General features: G+C 43.6%; 12 protein-coding genes. 6 read left to right on the forward strand and 6 right to left on the reverse strand.

The genetic code is table 11. The features are described 5' to 3' along the window. The first annotated feature begins 103 nt into the window (after window positions 1-103). The 3 genes from HWQ47_RS21110 (at window position 104) to HWQ47_RS21120 (ending at window position 5,526) form a co-directional block, all read left to right on the forward strand. The gene (locus tag HWQ47_RS21110; RefSeq protein ID WP_269967971.1) at window positions 104-1,792 is read left to right on the forward strand and encodes an NAD-dependent malic enzyme; all 1,689 of its coding nucleotides are present in this window, start codon (window positions 104-106) and stop codon (window positions 1,790-1,792) included. 277 nt (window positions 1,793-2,069) lie between these two features. Next, window positions 2,070-3,566 carry an aldehyde dehydrogenase family protein gene (locus tag HWQ47_RS21115; protein WP_269967972.1) on the forward strand — a complete coding sequence of 499 codons (1,497 nt, stop codon included), beginning with the start codon at window positions 2,070-2,072 and terminating at the stop codon, window positions 3,564-3,566. A 559-nt stretch (window positions 3,567-4,125) separates the two neighbouring features. Then, complete coding sequence (locus HWQ47_RS21120; protein ID WP_269967973.1) at window positions 4,126-5,526, forward strand: lytic polysaccharide monooxygenase; 1,401 nt, start codon at window positions 4,126-4,128, stop codon at window positions 5,524-5,526. A gap of 87 nt (window positions 5,527-5,613) precedes the next feature. Here the strand turns inward: HWQ47_RS21120 and HWQ47_RS21125 are convergent, their stop codons facing one another. Beyond that, a complete protein-coding gene (locus HWQ47_RS21125; RefSeq protein WP_269971821.1) occupies window positions 5,614-7,065 on the reverse strand; it encodes a Na+/H+ antiporter NhaC family protein in 1,452 nt (483 codons plus the stop codon). A gap of 258 nt (window positions 7,066-7,323) precedes the next feature. Between HWQ47_RS21125 and HWQ47_RS21130 the strand changes: the two genes are divergently transcribed. Beyond that, window positions 7,324-8,262 carry an MBL fold metallo-hydrolase gene (locus HWQ47_RS21130; protein ID WP_269967974.1) on the forward strand — a complete coding sequence of 313 codons (939 nt, stop codon included), beginning with the start codon at window positions 7,324-7,326 and terminating at the stop codon, window positions 8,260-8,262. An 80-nt stretch (window positions 8,263-8,342) separates the two neighbouring features. On the opposite strand, the gene HWQ47_RS21135 is transcribed toward HWQ47_RS21130, so the two are convergent. Next, window positions 8,343-9,719 (reverse strand): aminotransferase-like domain-containing protein, encoded by a 1,377-nt coding sequence (locus tag HWQ47_RS21135; protein ID WP_269967975.1) that lies wholly within the window; start codon window positions 9,717-9,719, stop codon window positions 8,343-8,345. Window positions 9,720-9,842: 123 nt separating this feature from the next. On the opposite strand from HWQ47_RS21135, the gene HWQ47_RS21140 reads away from it, so the two are divergent. Then, complete coding sequence (locus HWQ47_RS21140; protein ID WP_269967976.1) at window positions 9,843-10,451, forward strand: LysE family translocator; 609 nt, start codon at window positions 9,843-9,845, stop codon at window positions 10,449-10,451. 29 nt (window positions 10,452-10,480) lie between these two features. Continuing rightward, window positions 10,481-11,284, forward strand: coding sequence for a PhzF family phenazine biosynthesis protein (locus HWQ47_RS21145; protein WP_269967977.1), 804 nt, complete (start codon window positions 10,481-10,483; stop codon window positions 11,282-11,284). 143 nt (window positions 11,285-11,427) lie between these two features. Here the strand turns inward: HWQ47_RS21145 and recJ are convergent, their stop codons facing one another. The 4 genes from recJ to brnQ all read right to left on the reverse strand — a co-directional run bounded on the left by recJ (window position 11,428) and on the right by brnQ (window position 16,617). Then, complete coding sequence (recJ, locus tag HWQ47_RS21150) at window positions 11,428-13,152, reverse strand: single-stranded-DNA-specific exonuclease RecJ (protein WP_269967978.1); 1,725 nt, start codon at window positions 13,150-13,152, stop codon at window positions 11,428-11,430. A gap of 162 nt (window positions 13,153-13,314) precedes the next feature. Beyond that, window positions 13,315-14,043 carry a bifunctional protein-disulfide isomerase/oxidoreductase DsbC gene (dsbC, locus tag HWQ47_RS21155; RefSeq protein WP_269967979.1) on the reverse strand — a complete coding sequence of 243 codons (729 nt, stop codon included), beginning with the start codon at window positions 14,041-14,043 and terminating at the stop codon, window positions 13,315-13,317. 198 nt (window positions 14,044-14,241) lie between these two features. After that, window positions 14,242-15,159 carry a site-specific tyrosine recombinase XerD gene (gene xerD / locus HWQ47_RS21160; RefSeq protein ID WP_269967980.1) on the reverse strand — a complete coding sequence of 306 codons (918 nt, stop codon included), beginning with the start codon at window positions 15,157-15,159 and terminating at the stop codon, window positions 14,242-14,244. A gap of 114 nt (window positions 15,160-15,273) precedes the next feature. Further along, the gene (brnQ, locus tag HWQ47_RS21165) at window positions 15,274-16,617 is read right to left on the reverse strand and encodes a branched-chain amino acid transport system II carrier protein (RefSeq protein ID WP_269971822.1); all 1,344 of its coding nucleotides are present in this window, start codon (window positions 16,615-16,617) and stop codon (window positions 15,274-15,276) included. Between the last annotated feature and the right edge of the window lie 529 nt (window positions 16,618-17,146).

Genomic DNA, 17,146 nt, shown 5'->3' on the forward strand with positions numbered 1-17,146 from the left:
AATATAAATAATCACTGCCAAAAACAGAACAAAGCTCACATTTCATGCTAATCTTGCAATACAAACAACATTCTAAATAACTAAGACATTATAAAGGTCACTAATGGACGATCATAAACGCCCGCTCTACCTTCCATTCGCTGGTCCCGCAATTCTCGAAGCTCCCCTCATTAACAAGGGCAGTGCATTTACCGATGAAGAGCGTATATTTTTTAACCTCGAAGGCCTGCTTCCCCATGTGATTGAAACCATCGAAGAGCAAGCATCTCGTGCCTATGACCAATACACCAACTTTACTAATGATCTCGACAAACATATCTACCTGAGAAACATTCAAGATACTAACGAGACCCTCTACTACCGATTAGTGCAGAATCACATTACCGAGATGATGCCTATCATCTACACTCCTACAGTAGGTATGGCGTGTGAACGTTTCTCGAAAAACTACCGCCGTAATCGTGGTCTGTTTATCTCCTATCCCCATAAAGATCGTATCGAAGATATCCTCAATAACTCGACTCGTCAGAAGGTCAAAATCATTGTGGTCACCGACGGCGAGCGTATTTTAGGTCTTGGCGATCAAGGTATTGGCGGCATGGGGATCCCAATAGGTAAACTCTCTCTTTATACTAGTTGTGGTGGGATCAGCCCGGCATACACCCTACCGATCACATTAGATGTCGGCACAGATAACCCACATCTACTCGAAGACCCCATGTATATGGGCTGGCGTAACCAGCGCATAGGTGGCGACGAGTACAAGGAATTTGTCGAAGCCTTTATGCAGGCTGTAAGTCGTCGTTGGCCCGATGCTCTTATTCAGTTCGAAGATTTCGCCCAAAAAAATGCGATGCCGCTGCTTGAACGCTACAAAGATCAATATTGCTGCTTTAACGATGATATTCAAGGTACCGCCGCTGTCACAGTTGGCTCTCTACTTGCCGCCTGTAAGGCTGCAAAAAGTCAGCTTTGTGAGCAACGCATTGCCTTCCTCGGCGCAGGTTCCGCAGGTTGTGGTATTGCAGAAGCTATCGTTGCACAAATGGTGTCTGAAGGTATTAATGAAGCTCAGGCACGCAGCCAAGTGTTTATGGTTGACCGTTGGGGACTGCTACAAGACAGCATGCCTAACCTGTTAAACTTTCAACAGAAGCTGGCTCAAAAAGCTGAAATGGTTAAGGGATGGACAATCGAGAACGGCAATGTCAGTCTGCTCGATGTGATGAATAATGCTAAGCCTACCGTACTAATCGGTGTCTCTGGCGCACCAGGGCTGTTTAGCGAAGCGATCATCAAGGCGATGCATAAACACTGCCCTCACCCTATTGTCTTCCCACTATCGAATCCAACCAGCCGTGTAGAAGCTACGCCAAAAGATGTGCTGCACTGGACCAATGGTCAAGCCCTCGTTGCTACAGGTAGCCCATTCGAGCCCGTCGTGCTTAACGGTGATACCTTCGAAATAGCCCAATGTAACAACAGCTATATTTTCCCCGGTATCGGCCTTGGCGTACTCTCTGCTGGCGCAAAACGTGTCAGTGATGAAATGCTAAGGGCATCGAGCCGCGCCCTAGCAGAATGTTCACCATTAGCAATAAACGGTGAAGGTCCTCTGTTACCGCCACTTGAAGAGATCCATAAGGTCAGCAAGCATATCGCCTTCGCTGTTGCCAAGGTTGCGGTAAAACAGGGACATGCTCTCCCCTGTACCGATGAACTACTTGAGCAATCAATCGAAAACAACTTCTGGACAGCAGAGTATCGACGTTACAAGAGAACCTCTTTCTAACAATTAGGATCAGTTTCGAGTTTCGAGTTTCGAGTTTCGAGTTTCGAGTTTCGAAAAATCATAGAGCTACCACTTAATACTGGTAGCTTTTTTTCGCCTTCAAATGCAAACTGCTGCCATTTACAAATCCCAGTTCAACATCCGTGCGTCTCGACACTGCATGCAACAAAATCATTCAATAAACACATAGCAAATTTGATACAGAACAATGAATATTTCCTGAATTGGGATAGATTTGAACAAGGCTATAGCTCTCTATCTAAACCAAGGACTGAACATGATATACACTAAACCTTGTTATAAAAAACAGTATGAAAACTTTATTAATGGTGAGTGGCTTGCACCTTTAAGTGGTGAGTACACAGATAATATTTCGCCCGTTGATGGTGAAGTGTTAACTCGGGTCCCACGTTCGAACGAGGCCGATGTCGATGCTGCTGTCGCAGCTGGAGTCGCTGCATTCGCCTTATACAAGCACAGTACAGTCATTGAACGCTCGACTATGCTCAATAAGATAGCCGATGCCATCGAGCTAAGACTAGAAGATCTGGCCATCGCTGAAACCTTAGATAATGGCAAAGCAGTTAGAGAAACACTCAACGCCGATATCCCGCTGGTCGTGGATCATTTCAGATACTTCGCCTCGGTTATCCGCGGTGAAAGCGGTACAGTATGTGACTTAGATGAAAATACCGTCTCACAAGAAATTCATGAACCATTAGGGGTCGTGGCTCAGATTATCCCATGGAACTTTCCTCTATTGATGGCAGCCTGGAAAATCGCCCCCGCACTCGCAGCGGGAAATGCTGTGGTACTAAAACCTGCAAGTAGTACACCTATGTCCATCTTGCTTTTGATGGAAGCCATTCAAGATGTGTTGCCTAAAGGACTCATCAACATTATCAACGGTTCTGGTGCCAAAATAGGCAAGCATCTGTCAACTCATCCAGATATTAAAAAGATCGGCTTTACTGGTGAAACCACCACAGGTCAGTTGATCATGCAATATGCTACGGTCAACATCATCCCATCGACCTTAGAGCTCGGTGGCAAGTCACCAAATATCTTCTTTGAATCCATCATGGATAAAGACGATGCCTTCTTCAATAAAGCGATTGAAGGCTTGGTATTGTTCGCCTTCAACTCAGGAGAGGTGTGTACTTGTCCATCACGCGCCTTGATTCAAGAGTCTATCTATGAGCCCTTCATGAAGCGAGTGCTGGCGCGCATCGAAGCTATCACTATGGAAAATCCATTAGATCCCACAACGATGATGGGAGCCCAGTGCTCTAATAGTCAAAAGGATAAGATCCTGTCGTATATTCACATCGGCAAAGAGGAGGGCGCCGAGCTATTAATCGGTGGTGAGGCCTACGATAATAAGACCTACCCAAATGGGTATTATATTAAGCCTACCGTGTTTAAAGGACACAACAAGATGCGGATTTTCCAAGAGGAGGTTTTTGGCCCTGTGTTAGCGGTGACCACATTTAAGGATGAAGATGAGGCTCTCGAGATAGCCAATGACACTATCTATGGTCTAGGTTCCGGTGTCTGGTCTCGTGATACCCATCAAATTCATAAGATGAGTCGAGGCATCGAAGCGGGCCGCGTCTGGGTCAATTGCTATCACATGTATCCGTCACATGCATCATTCGGGGGATATAAAAAATCTGGCATAGGCCGTGAAACCCATATGATGATGTTAAATGCCTACCGCCACACTAAGAATATCTTAACCTCACACAGCAAGGATGCCATGGGCTTCTTTTAAGCCGATAACTTTTTAGCCACATGAAAATAGTGTGTTAGTTAACCGGCTAACACACTACATAAGAAGTCATAGTCAATTAGAGCCTAATAAAAGTAAGAAATCGAAGAGATACTTATGTGATAGCCTGCTTACTGCGTTTTGAATTCCCGCTGAACGATCAGACATTTAATAGGATGAGTATTACATCGCAAAGGTATAACTGAGATGTCACTATCTAAAAAACAATCAACACATACGATTAGCTTTTATAACACATATTGAATTGTAACATTATACTTACCCTTGAAAAGTATGGGAAATAATGTTCTTTAATACTAAATAACAGTTCTATTATATTTTATAACCAATATGATACTTTTAAACCAATTAAAGGCTAAGAAACACATTTACACCCACCATTAAACAATAATAAAATTAATTTCAAAATGCTGATAATAAACAAATAAATTACAATAAGGTGCATTTTAGTTACTTTGACCTAGATCAATACATTGCAACCGTGAAACAACTTGAATTATATTACGCAAGTTATCATTTAGGCAGTATCAAAGGAAACACCTTGTCGAGATTAAATCGTATTAGTAAAGCATTAAGCTTATTAGCATGTGCCACCATTTCACACACAGTATCGGCCCATGGTTGGGTTGAATTCCCTGCGGCCAGACAAGTTATTTGTTATAACGATGGGGGTTATTGGTCTGTAGATGGCCAAGATATTCCTAATGCGGCCTGTAAAGCAGCATTTGATCAGTCTGGTACTTACCCATTTATTCAAAAAAATGAATTTGCAGCATTAACTAAAAACTATCACGATATGGAAGCGGTTAAACGCCAAGTCCCCGATGGTCAGTTATGTTCTGCAGGTAATCAACCTAAAGCAGGCATGAGTATTGCTTCACCTCAATGGCAGAAAACCAAGGTAAAGTTAGACAACAATGGTCAAATTGAGATGGTATTTAATGCTACTGCGCCACATAACCCATCGTTTTGGCAATTCTATATAACCAAGCCAGGTTATGATCATAATGAAGCATTAACTTGGGATGATCTTGAGTTAGTCGATACCGCTGGCAATGCCGCGGTTGATAGTGATCGTAAGTATCGAATTAAAGTAACCTTACCAAATGATCGCACTAATGATGCGATTCTATATACCCGTTGGCAGCGTGACGATGCTGCTGGTGAAGGTTTCTACAATTGCAGTGATATCAGTTTTAGTACTGATGGTGAAAGCGGTGGCGGTGGCGGAGAGATCCCCGACCCAGATAAGCCCTATTTAACGGCATTAGGCTATTACATTCCAGTGGGCTACCCAACACCTGATGAAGGTGATTATATGAGCTTTCGCGGTTTTAACGACCAAGGTCATGAAATACTTGAAGAGCGCTTATTGATCACTGCTGATAACCGCTACAGCTGGCAAGAACAACTCGGTATGCAAGTATCAGATAAACATAAGCCGGATTGGTTTATTGGTATCTGGCATGCTGAAATGGCGCATTATATGTATGACCGTAATAACGTTCATGCAAACCAAGTGTTATCTAAGCAGGCAAATGCATCATTTGTGCTCTCCATTATTGAAGCAGAAGTGCCACCGGTAGAACCGCCAGTTGAACCAGAAGTACCAGCAGGTCACTGGGATAAAGCGGCTACTTATATAGAAAGTAATGTAGTTAGCCATAAGGATAAAAAATGGCATGCTCATTGGTGGACTAAAGGTGATGAGCCTGGTACCACTGGCGAGTGGGGGGTATGGCGTGAAATTGCAGGTACGGTTGATCCAGAACCTGAATTACCAGAGCCACCAGTTACAGGCCAAGTATGGAACCCAACAGTGGAATATAGTGAGCATGATGTGGTCATGCATAATAATCAAAACTGGCGTGCTCATTGGTGGACCAAAGGTGATGAGCCTGGTACCACTGGGGAATGGGGAGTGTGGCGCTTAGTTGATTAATAATAAATGAACATAGGCTGCTGGTAAATCAGTAGCCTATTTTTTGTCTGTAACAGAGCAAAAGCAAAAAAGATTGTTAATGAACCGCTATACTTTTTTACCCTCCCGCAGTTTCATCAATAACATTGCAACAACTAAAAAAAGCAAAACGATCAGCCAGACTAACCAGGTATTAACTTGTAAATTGATCAGTTGAAAACCAATCACAGACGCACTAGCAGCGATTAATGCAAATGGCAGTTGAGTTACCACATGTTGGTATGGATCACAGCCGCTACTGGTCGCACTTAACACACTGGTATCTGATATCGGTGAACAATGATCGCCAAACACAGATCCAGCCATCACCGCACTTAATGTCACCAATAATAAACTAGAGTCGAGTGTGTGAGCTATTTGCGCACCGATCGGTAACATAATGGCAAATGTTCCCCAACTTGAACCTGTACCGAATGCCATCACAGCACAAAGAATGAATAAACCTGCCACCAAAAATTTAGGCGATAGATATATTTTTGCGAGTCCTGCCAGCATTGAGGCTATCTGTAAATCTTTAATGACCTGCCCAATTAACCAGGTAAACACCAAAATAGCCATGGCAAATAACATCGATTTAATCCCATGGCATAAGTCTATCAATAGTTGCAGACAAGTTCGTCCTGAACGCCAAAATAACCAACAGGATAATGCTAATGATAATAAACAAGCATTACGCATTGCCGCGCCAATATCAGCCTTAGCTAACCACTGGATGACACTATGACTCGTTGAAGCTTGGGCACCAGAGATTAACGTGAGTAACATAGATAGAATCAACAAACTCAACATAGGCAAGGCTAACAACCAAGGATCACCAACTGCTTTGGTCGTTGCCTCTGGTTCTATTGAGGCGACTGTATCAAGCTTAAAACCGACCCCAGACCATGCAACCCATATCGCTAGTAACAACACCGCAACGGCATAGAAGTTTAGTTGAGCAATTTCAATAAATGCTGATATGGGGGATTCATTCAATAGGGTTAATCCGGCTAGAATAGCCATAACATACGGCCCCCAACTAGAAAATGGTAACAAAGAACATAACGGCGATGCCGTTGAATCAACAAAATAAGCTAGTTGAGTTCGGCTAATACCATAACTAGTTTGTAATGGCCGACATACATGCCCTACCGATAGACAGCTAAAAATACCATCAATAAATACCATAAAACCTAATAACACGACCCCTAATCGAGCTTGTCTAGGACTGTGTAATCTTAGCGTCAACCAATCACTAAATTGAGCAACTGCACCACCGCGAGCAAGTAGTTGCGTTAATGAGCCCAGCAACAACATGGCGATGAGTACGTTTATATGCCATAGCTGCCATTGACCATTGGCATAAAATTGTGATTGGCCAGTCTTTACAATATAAACTAGCGTTGTCGGAACTGAATATTGCGAAAGAATAAATGCGCCACTAATAACTCCTGCAGCTAATGCCCATAGGGTTTTACGAAATGTAAAAGCCATCACTAAGGTAAGAATAATCGGCAGCATCAGTACAACATTGGAACTTGTCACAAATATACATTCCATTTATAGCAGGACGTTAAGCATACCTTTGCAGAACTCAAAAAGGTAAATAAAAAACAATAACATCCGATGCAAGCTTATTTTTTGATCGATACGTCTATCGCGATTCTATAGCAAGATTCGCTTCAGCTGCAGATATTAGCGAACTTGATGTTAAAACCTACGCCTGTTAATTTGTGGCATTCTTTGAATATTATCTTTGTGAACCGGTGGAGCAACTTGATGAGCCTGTTACGTAACGTTTTAATGCTGATCACATGCACCATGACTCTCAATAGTTTTTCACTTTCAGCAGAAAATAAGCAGCCATATCTATATATTCTTGGGGTAGCACAAGATGCGGGTTACCCGCAGACTGGCTGTTATGCCGAGCACTGCATGTCGGGCTGGAATGATCCTCAGCTTAGACGTGGTGCGGTCTCTCTTGGACTTATCGATCCAGCAGCCCATAAAAAATATATGTTCGAAGCCACGCCTAATTTTCCTGAACAGCTGTTTGAGCTAGAGAAGGAAGCACCTAATGAGCAGTTTGAGTTTTCGGGATTATTTATTACCCATGCCCATATTGGTCACTATTCAGGGTTGATGTTCTTAGGTCATGAGGCGATGGGGGCAACTGGTGTCCCGGTTTACGCTATGCCTAAAATGAGTCAGTTTTTAAAAAGTAATGGCCCTTGGAGCCAATTAGTCAGTCATAATAATATTACGCTGCGCCCTCTTAAAAACAATAAAGTGCAAGTGTTAGATGGAATTAGAATCACTCCTTTCTTAGTACCTCATCGCGATGAATATTCTGAAACCGTAGGATATCGTATTGAGGGACCCAACAGATCTGCACTGTTTATTCCCGACATAGATAAATGGTCAAAGTGGAAGGTAAATATTGCTGATTTAATCCGCACAGTTGATTATGCTCTTATTGACGCAACCTTTTTTGCTAATGGAGAACTTGGCAATCGAGATATGTCTAAAGTGCCTCATCCCTTTGTTTCAGAGAGTATGGAACTATTTAACGATTTTTCGCCGCAACAGAAAAAGAAAGTATGGTTTATTCACTTCAACCACACCAACCCTTTACTTAACCCCGATAGTAAAGAAAGCCAGTACGTTAACTCTCAGGGCTTTAATATTGCTAAAGAAGGGATACGCCTAGTGCTTTAATCAGCACTAAGCTAACGATAACATCACTTTTCAAACTCGCAAAGCTGATAGTGAGTGATTATTTACTATCGCGCAAATCGTTAAACCACCGAATAAGCACTTTGACTGAGTGTTTGTATAGTGGTTTCAACCTCATACAAACTTTTGATAAAGTGAGCCATATTCTGCGCAGCGCCGATGCTGATACGAATATGGTTATCGTGATTATCGAAGTCATCGCCATTTCGCACCATGATCCCTTTTGCCGCCAGAGCAGTGACCACGTGATGAGCTTTTAAAGGTGGAGTGAGTTTTAACCAACCGTTAAGTCCGCGCCAGCGGTGTTGTAAACCTAAGCGATCACACATGGCTACAGCTAAGGCTTGCCGCTCACGGATGAGCTGTGCTCTATCGCCGTTAAGGGCGAGGGTATTAATCAAGCGAGCGGCTATCTCCATATTCAACGGTGACACCATCCAACATTGACCGTGCAGTGCCAACTTAACTGGAGCCAGTAATGGCTCTGGTAACAAAATAAAACCTTGGCGTAAGCCACCGGAAAATATTTTAGACAAGCTGGCAAGATAGATAACTCTCGATTGTGCCTGAGCTGAATGCTCTTGGGCCTGTTGCCATAACGGCAGGTGCCACTCTTCGGGTAAACAATAGTTAACGTCATCTTCGAGAATATAAAAATCATGCTCTATGGCCATAGACAGTAAAGTTTGCCGCTGGGCCATGCTGTACTGAATACAAGTAGGGTTTTGATTATTCAACGTAAGATAGAGTAATTTGGGCTGATGCTGTTCAACCAAAATTGTTAATGCCTCCAAATCTAAGCCTGAGTCAGTCAGTGGCATGGACATTGATTTAAGCCCAAGCTGATTAGCTGCGACTCTAATTCCCGGGTAACAATTCTCCTCATACATCAACAGGTCTGTCTTATCGAGCAGGCCATTCAATACACAGAAGAGTCCTTGCTGTGCACCGTGACAGAAGATCACTTGTTTAGCTTGCTGCTCAATGCCACGGGCTAAAAGCCAGCGATGAAACGCCTGTTGTTGATGAGGCAGTGGATCGGCCTGATAACCCATGATCTGATTTAACGTGTGTGGATCTTTAGCAATGGCTGAGAGCACATCACTGAGCGCGGTAGTTTGGTTCGTCAGCGGAGGCTGACAGGTAGCAAAATTGACTTTACCATCTTGCTCAGACTGAGACTGCAATAGGACTTGAGCCTTGACATAGGTGCCATCACCGATCCGCGCCTCAACATAACCTCTCTGCTCAGCCAGTGCATAGGCACGTGTAATTGTACCTATTGTCACGCCAATTGTATCAGCTAGACGCCTCTGGGGAGGAAGCTTGCTGTTTGCAGCTAACTCACCCGACTGAATCGCTTGTTCTATCGCTGCAACAACCCGTTGATATTTGGGTCCGGTAAAGTCATTGAGATCTAAATGCCAGATTGTACCCATAACAATAAACTCATTGATCCATTTCACATAGTCGTTAACATGCACTTAAGCGGGCTTAATGTCAATCATTGTATGCATACAATTATTGAGCCGATATATTCAATGTTATCAAATGGAGAGATTATGCAGGAGACACTATGGACCTTGATGCTATCAGCAGCATTTTTTTGTGCCACTATGACAATGACGCCAGGGCCAAATAACATTTTATTGACTCAATCGGGTGCCAATTATGGGGTTAAGCGAACCTTACCCCATCTTTTGGGGATCAGAGCGGGACAAACTAGTCTGCACATCGCCATACTGTTAGGCCTAGGCAGCTTATTCGAGAGCTGGCCTATGTTGCATCAAGTGCTTAAAGTCGCTTCTATCGGTTACTTAATCTATTTAGCTTACCGTATTTCAACCTCTTCAGTGAACGATCCGACTTGCGCAAAGGAGAGCAAACCGATGACCTTTAAAGAGGCGGCCTTGTTTCAGCTCATCAACCCTAAATCCTGGATGGCCACCATCACTCTCTGTAGTGCCTTCACTGTTACCGGTGATGCTTATTGGCTGAGCGGTATATTGGGGGTGCTAGTGTATAACCTGGTGGGATTTCCAGCATCGTTTACTTGGGTGTTTCTTGGGGCGGCGATTCGTGAACAGTTAAATTCAGCCAAGCGACGCAGTCACTTTAATTGGACAATGGGATTTTTATTATTGTTAACGATACCTTTAATCATTAAATAGCCAAAACTAAATACTACTAAGGAGTGGAGATGGATTTAAAAATACATATTATTGATGCTTTTACCGATGTGAGATTTAAAGGTAATTCAGCGGCGGTGATCATTACCCACTCTTGGCTATCTGATGAGCTGATGCAGTCGATTGCTATCGAGAATAATCTGTCGGAAACGGCTTTTTTGAAACAACTGACTCTAAAACAGTATCAGATAAGGTGGTTCTCTCCGCTCACTGAGATTGATTTTTGCGGCCATGCCACGCTTGCTGCCTCTTTTGTGATTTTTAAGGAGTATCAAGAGATAAAGGAGATAAGTTTTAGTGCGAAGGCCGTAGGCGAATTGACCGTTACCCAAGGCCTTGATGGTTATATTGAGATGTGTTTTCCCAATCTAGCCCCAAAAGTAGTAGCAGATGCCCCCCGAGCTTTGCTCGATGGATTATCGATTGAACCTGTAGAAGTACTGCTCAATCAGCAAGCCTATATTGTGGTTTATCAAGATGAGGCTGACGTGCTTGGTGTAGAGAAGAATGATGAGTTACTAAAACGGTTAGCCCCTTTCGACGTTGTGGTTACGGCTAGCACTGAGACTGGAAAACAAAAATATGATTTCGTCTCCCGTTATTTCTGGCCAGCTAATGGCGGCGGAGAAGATCCAGTCACTGGCTCAATTCATGCGGGATTAGCTCCTTACTGGTCACGAAAGCTAGCTAAAGGTGAATTAATTGCCTATCAAGCTTCAAAGCGAGGAGGCTTACTCTTATGTCGCGTCGAAGCTGACAAGGTCTATATCTCGGGCAAAGCTATTCAATATTTAGAGGGTGTTATTCATTTATAGCACTAAATATTTATAGCACTGTCCATTTATAGCATTGGGCATTATCAGAGCTGTATAAAATAAGCGGCCAGAGGTATTCACTTCTGGCCGCTTATTTTGATTATTAACGATAAACATAGTGAGCATAGTTAATGCTCACCTAATTATATGGGCTCTATCTGATCGACCATCAACTGCAACGTTTGATTACCTCTGAACTCATTCACATCGAGTTTATACACCACTCTAGCATGCTGAATGGTGGCATCTGGCCAGGTTTTCATATCGACATTAAAGGCAATAGCATCAAGCATCAGTTGACCACAACTTGTTTCCAAAACAAGTTTAAGGTGCTTCTCACCGACAATTCGCTGCTGAACCACTTTAAAATAACCATCAAACAGAGGTTCTGAAAACTCCTGTCCCCAAGGGCCAGCATTTCGCAGCTCCCATGCCATAGGCAAGGTCATCTCATCGGGAGTGAGCTCACCGTCAGTCACCATCACTCCAGTTAACTGTTCTGGTTTTAACAGCTCTCTTACTGCTTCATCGTAGGCTTGCTCAAACTTGAAAAAGTCTTTCTCAAGCAACGATAGGCCAGCGGCCATAGCATGACCACCAAACTTAAGGATCATACCGGGATGCCTGCTATTGATAAGCTCCAGCAGATCCCGCATATGTAAGCCTTTAATCGAACGGGCTGAACCTTTTATCTCCCCATTTCCAGCATCGGCAAAAGCGATAACGGGTCGATGATATCGGTCTTTAATCCGCGAGGCTAATATCCCGATCACCCCTTGATGCCAATCCTCCTTAAACAGGGCGATGCCCCATGGAAGCTGATCTTCATTAAGTTCTAACTTCTCCAGACTTTTTAACGCTTCCTGCTGCATATCAGCTTCGAGATCGCGCCTTTCAGCATTGAGACCATCAAGCTCTGATGCCATACGTCTTGCCGTCATCATGTCATCACAGAGCAAAGTTTCGACCCCGAGCGCCATCTCATCGAGTCGACCTGCTGCATTTAGCCTTGGCCCGACCGCGAAACCAAAATCAGAAGCGACAATCCGTGCAGGATTACGTTTAGCCACTTCTAACAGTGCGGTGATCCCTGGGCGACAACGTCCAGCGCGCACACGTTGTAACCCCGCTTCAACCAAAATCCGGTTATTACCATCGAGTGCGACCACATCCGCCACCGTGCCTAATGCCACAATATCCAGTAACTGGCCCAAATTAGGCTCAGCGATGCCCTGCTCTCGATACCAGTTACGGGTTCTCAGTTCCGTTCTCAATGCCGACATCAAGTAGAAGGCAACGCCAACACCAGCAATCGATTTACTGGCAAAGCTGCAATCATTCTGATTCGGATTCACAATAGCATCAGCGTCAGGAATGGTTTTGCCCGGAAGGTGGTGATCAGTGATAACCACTTGCATGCCCATTGCTTTTGCTGCTGCGACACCCTCAATGGAGGAGATGCCATTATCGACGGTGATCAACAACTCGGCGCCCTTCTGGCCAGCAACCGCGACAATCTCAGGACTTAAACCATAACCAAAATCGAACCGGTTAGGGATAAGATAATCCACCCGAGTCGCCCCCATCATCTTAAGCGCTAGCAAACACACACAAGTCGATGTTGCACCATCGGCATCGAAGTCGCCCATGATAAGAATTGAACGTTGATCGCGGATCCCGTCAGCGATGACCTCTGCCGCACGCGAGATCCCACGCATTGTATCTGGCCTGAGTAATCGTTTCAGAGTTAAGTCACAATCTAAGGCTGTACTACCGCGACTGGCGTAGATCTGTCTTAGCAGTGGTGAAAGTGTTGGCGGAAGGTGACTATCATCGACTTTAGCGCGGCGAACAATCTTATGGATCACGTCATTACAGCCTTATTCAAAAAGGTATCTTGGGTATATACATACAAAAGCACAGCTTATCAAACGAGATAAGCGATGGCACATAAATTAAAATAAAAAGCCAGTAGGGTGAGCTACTGGCTTAAGGGATAGTTTGGGTTATTACCCTTGCTTCATTATCGACTAGTTAGCCGACTCCAACACTTTAAGTAATGCAGTAGGTGGTTGGTAACCTGGGATCATGCTGCCATCTTCAAGGACAATTGCCGGAGTGCCATTAACACCAAAGCTTTGACCTAAATTGTACTGCTCTGCAATTTTCGCATCACACTTACTCAGTTTAAGGCTCTTGCCACCTTTTACATCAGTCATCGCTTGCAGTGGATCAGCTGCACACCATACTGATTCCATCTCATCAGCATTCGCTGAAGGCACACCACTACGTGGAAAAGCTAAATAACGAACGGTAATGCCTAGATCATTATATTCCTGCATCTCGTTATGTAACTTACGGCAATAACCACATGTGGTATCAGTGAACACTGTCACCACATGTTTCTCATTTTTGGCCTTATAGACCAACATGTTTTCTTCAAGAGGTTTCATCATCTCAATACGCGGGCCAGCCATTGCTGCCTCTGTCAGGTTCTTCATTCCTTTGTCGAGATCATAAAGATTACCGTGAAACATCTTTGAACCATCTTGTGAAATATAAAGCACACCGCGGTCGGTCAAGGCTTCATATAATCCAGGAATTGGTGATTCTTGCAGCGAGTGAACTTTGACACTTAACATTTCTGTTAGTTTTTCTTTTAACACTTCGCTGTTATCTATCGGTGTGTTGGGTGCTGCCATAGCTGATTGAGCGAACACTAGCGCTAAAAACAAAGAGCATACTCGGGTCAAAATCATGGGTTATCCTGTTCTTATTTATGTCAAACATAATCAATAAAGAGTGAACTAATGAGTCATAAGAGAGTAGACCCCGATTAGTACTGAAAAGTTACAGTTTCAGTGAGATTAAAGCAAATATAAACTGTAAGTAGATCCATCAAATGCAGCCTAATGCACAAAAAGTTGTCAATTAGGTGAGATTGGCATTAAGTAAAGTTATCCTCTGGGATGATGCTCACTGTGTAACTGACTAAGTCGAGCTTTGGCAACATGGGTATATATCTGGGTTGTCGACAGATCACTATGGCCCAATAGCAGTTGCACCACTCGCAGATCGGCACCGTGATTGAGCAGATGTGTCGCAAAAGCATGCCTTAGAGTATGAGGCGACAAAGTGGTGCTAATCCCAGCTCTTAATGCATACAATTTAATTCGATGCCAGAAAGTCTGTCGAGTCATCATGTTTCCACGTCGAGAGGGAAACAACACATCACTCAATTTCTGCTTTAATAGCTCACCTCTGGCAGCAAACAGATAGTTCTCCACCTCATTAATGGCTAGCTCGCCTAAAGGGACCAGCCGCTCCTTGCCACCTTTACCAACAACCCTAACGACACCTTGGCGCAAACTGATCTGCTCCATCGTTAAACTCACGAGCTCAGTGACTCGTAGACCTGTTGCGTATAATAACTCCAACATAGCCTTATCTCTAGACTCTATCGGATCATCAACATTGGGCTCACTGAGCAGACTGTCAACATCGGCTTCACTGAGAGAGTTTGGCAGTGAACGGGCAAGTTTTGGCGATTTCATCTGACTAATAGGGTCAATCTCAATCTTTTTCTGCACTAATAGGAAGCCATAAAATCGCCTTAGACTACTCATCAAGCGAGCACTACTTGTTCGAGCAAATCCAGCTTCTAAGCGAACATTGAGGTAAGTCCGTATCGTTGCTTGAGTCACCTCTAACAAAGTGATGTCTAATTTAATTAGGTATCGTTCAAAGTGACAAAGATCGGTTCGATAAGCACTTAAAGTGTTATTGCTTAACCCACGGCCAGACCATAAGTCATCGAGAAAATTGTCAATAATAGGGTTAGGTTGATACTGTGTAGAATCAGCTAATTCAGCCAAGCTAATCTCTCCTTGAAATAAAAAAGCGCGCTCTCATCGAGACCGCGCTTAGTATTCTATGGTAAACCCGCGACACTTAACAGTTTAGCAGGCCTCCATACCATATCTATTAACCTATCCCAATACTGGCTCAGCTTTGCTTTTCTTGATAAGCAGACATGCCACAATGGTCATCCCCGTCGGCAGCAACCAAGCCATTCCTTCGCTGTATAACGGCATAAAGTTGACCAAGCTCATATCCAAGCCAGCAGCTTTCAGACCGTCAATCACACCAAACACAAGTGCAACACTCAACACGATACGGTGTGAGAACTCAGGCATTGCAAACTTGTCCGTTAGGAAAGTCACCGCAACTAGCGCAATCGCCACTGGGTAGATGGTATACAACACAGGCACACTAATGCTAATGAGCTGCGATAAGCCAACATTGGCAACCGTGGCGCAAATAAGACTGATAATAATGACAAATGCACGATAAGAGATGCTAGGTATAAGCTCATTAAAGAACTCAGAACAAGCCGTCACTAGACCGATAACCGTTGTTAAGCAAGCTAAAGTCACTACAGCGGCTAAAAGTACTTGACCAAACTCACCGAATTCATGATTCACATAGTTAGTTAAAATCACACCACCATTGTCAGCACCAGCAGCAACATCACCCGCAGTAGCGCCAAGATAAAAAAGTGAAATATAAACAAACGCTAAGCCTGCAGCCGCAATAAAGGCTGCTTGAATCAAATATCGAGTTTGATCTTGACTATCACTCACCCCTTTACGACGCAAAATATCGATGATCAACATACCGAAAATAAGCGAAGCTAAAGTGTCCATGGTGTTGTAGCCTTCCAAAATACCTTTCGTTAAAGGATTAGTTTGGTAATCGCCTACCGCCTGACCAACTTCAGCACCAGGCGTCATAAATACCGATGCTGCCAGCCCCATAAGTAGCAGTAACATAATAGGTGTTAACACTTTACCTACGCTATCGAGCAGTTTGCCCGGATAGAGCGACAGTAGCATAGAGCCACCGAAGAAAATTAAAGAATAGAGAAGCTGAGAAACATTAAGTGTAATACCCGCAATCATGAAGGTCACACTGCTATCGGTAAGAAAAGGTTTTAATCCCATCTCATAAGCAACAAGGCCAGCACGAGGTGCTGCAAAAGCAGGCCCTATAACGATATAGATAGCGACAGCAAATGCCGTAGCTGCCAATGGAGGTAACAAACCCATGATCTTCCCTTGCGCCTTAGCAACGGCAATAAGAGTGATCAAAGGTAGGGTAACCGCGGTGATTAAGAAGCCGGTCATGGCCAAGCCCATATTCTCACCGGATAAGAAACCAGCAAGCGGCGGAAAAATTAAATTACCTGCACCGAGAAAAAAAGCGAAAGTCATAAAACCTAGGCCCAAGGTATCAGATATAGTCATTTGTTTATTTTGCACTTTTTGCCCCATCATTATATTTTTTTATCGTTCTCAAGCCATCGCACCAATCACAGGTACCACTCATAAAGAGAGTTTGCATTGTGTGTAACGTATTATTTACACAGTTATAAAGTTAATTTTGTCGATACTTGTCTAGTTATTAAACAGAAACAGAAAACACTAGTGCTAAATTTGTTTAAAACTGGTTTGCCTGCCCCAAAAGACTGTCAAAATCTGATTTGGGGGGCATACTATTATCAAAAGGATTAAGACTTGACAAGGAAACACATCTCCAATCACGCAATCAACACCAGACAAGTAACAGTTTAAAAACCCACGATTAACACTCGTTACTTAACGAAAGCATAAGCCGCTACCAAAAGACTCAAGCAACAAAGGAGCAACATGAAATGTGTGATTTTCGTTCTTTGATTTGTTGTTCTTTTACGCGGATAATAACAACAGATAAGGAATAATTTCCCACAGAAATCGACTCATTTACCCATGCTTCTACTTGCCTAATTACTGCATGCAAGCCTTTAGCTCGCGATATGAAATC

Source organism: Shewanella sp. MTB7 (assembly GCF_027571385.1).
Lineage (GTDB): Bacteria > Pseudomonadota > Gammaproteobacteria > Enterobacterales > Shewanellaceae > Shewanella.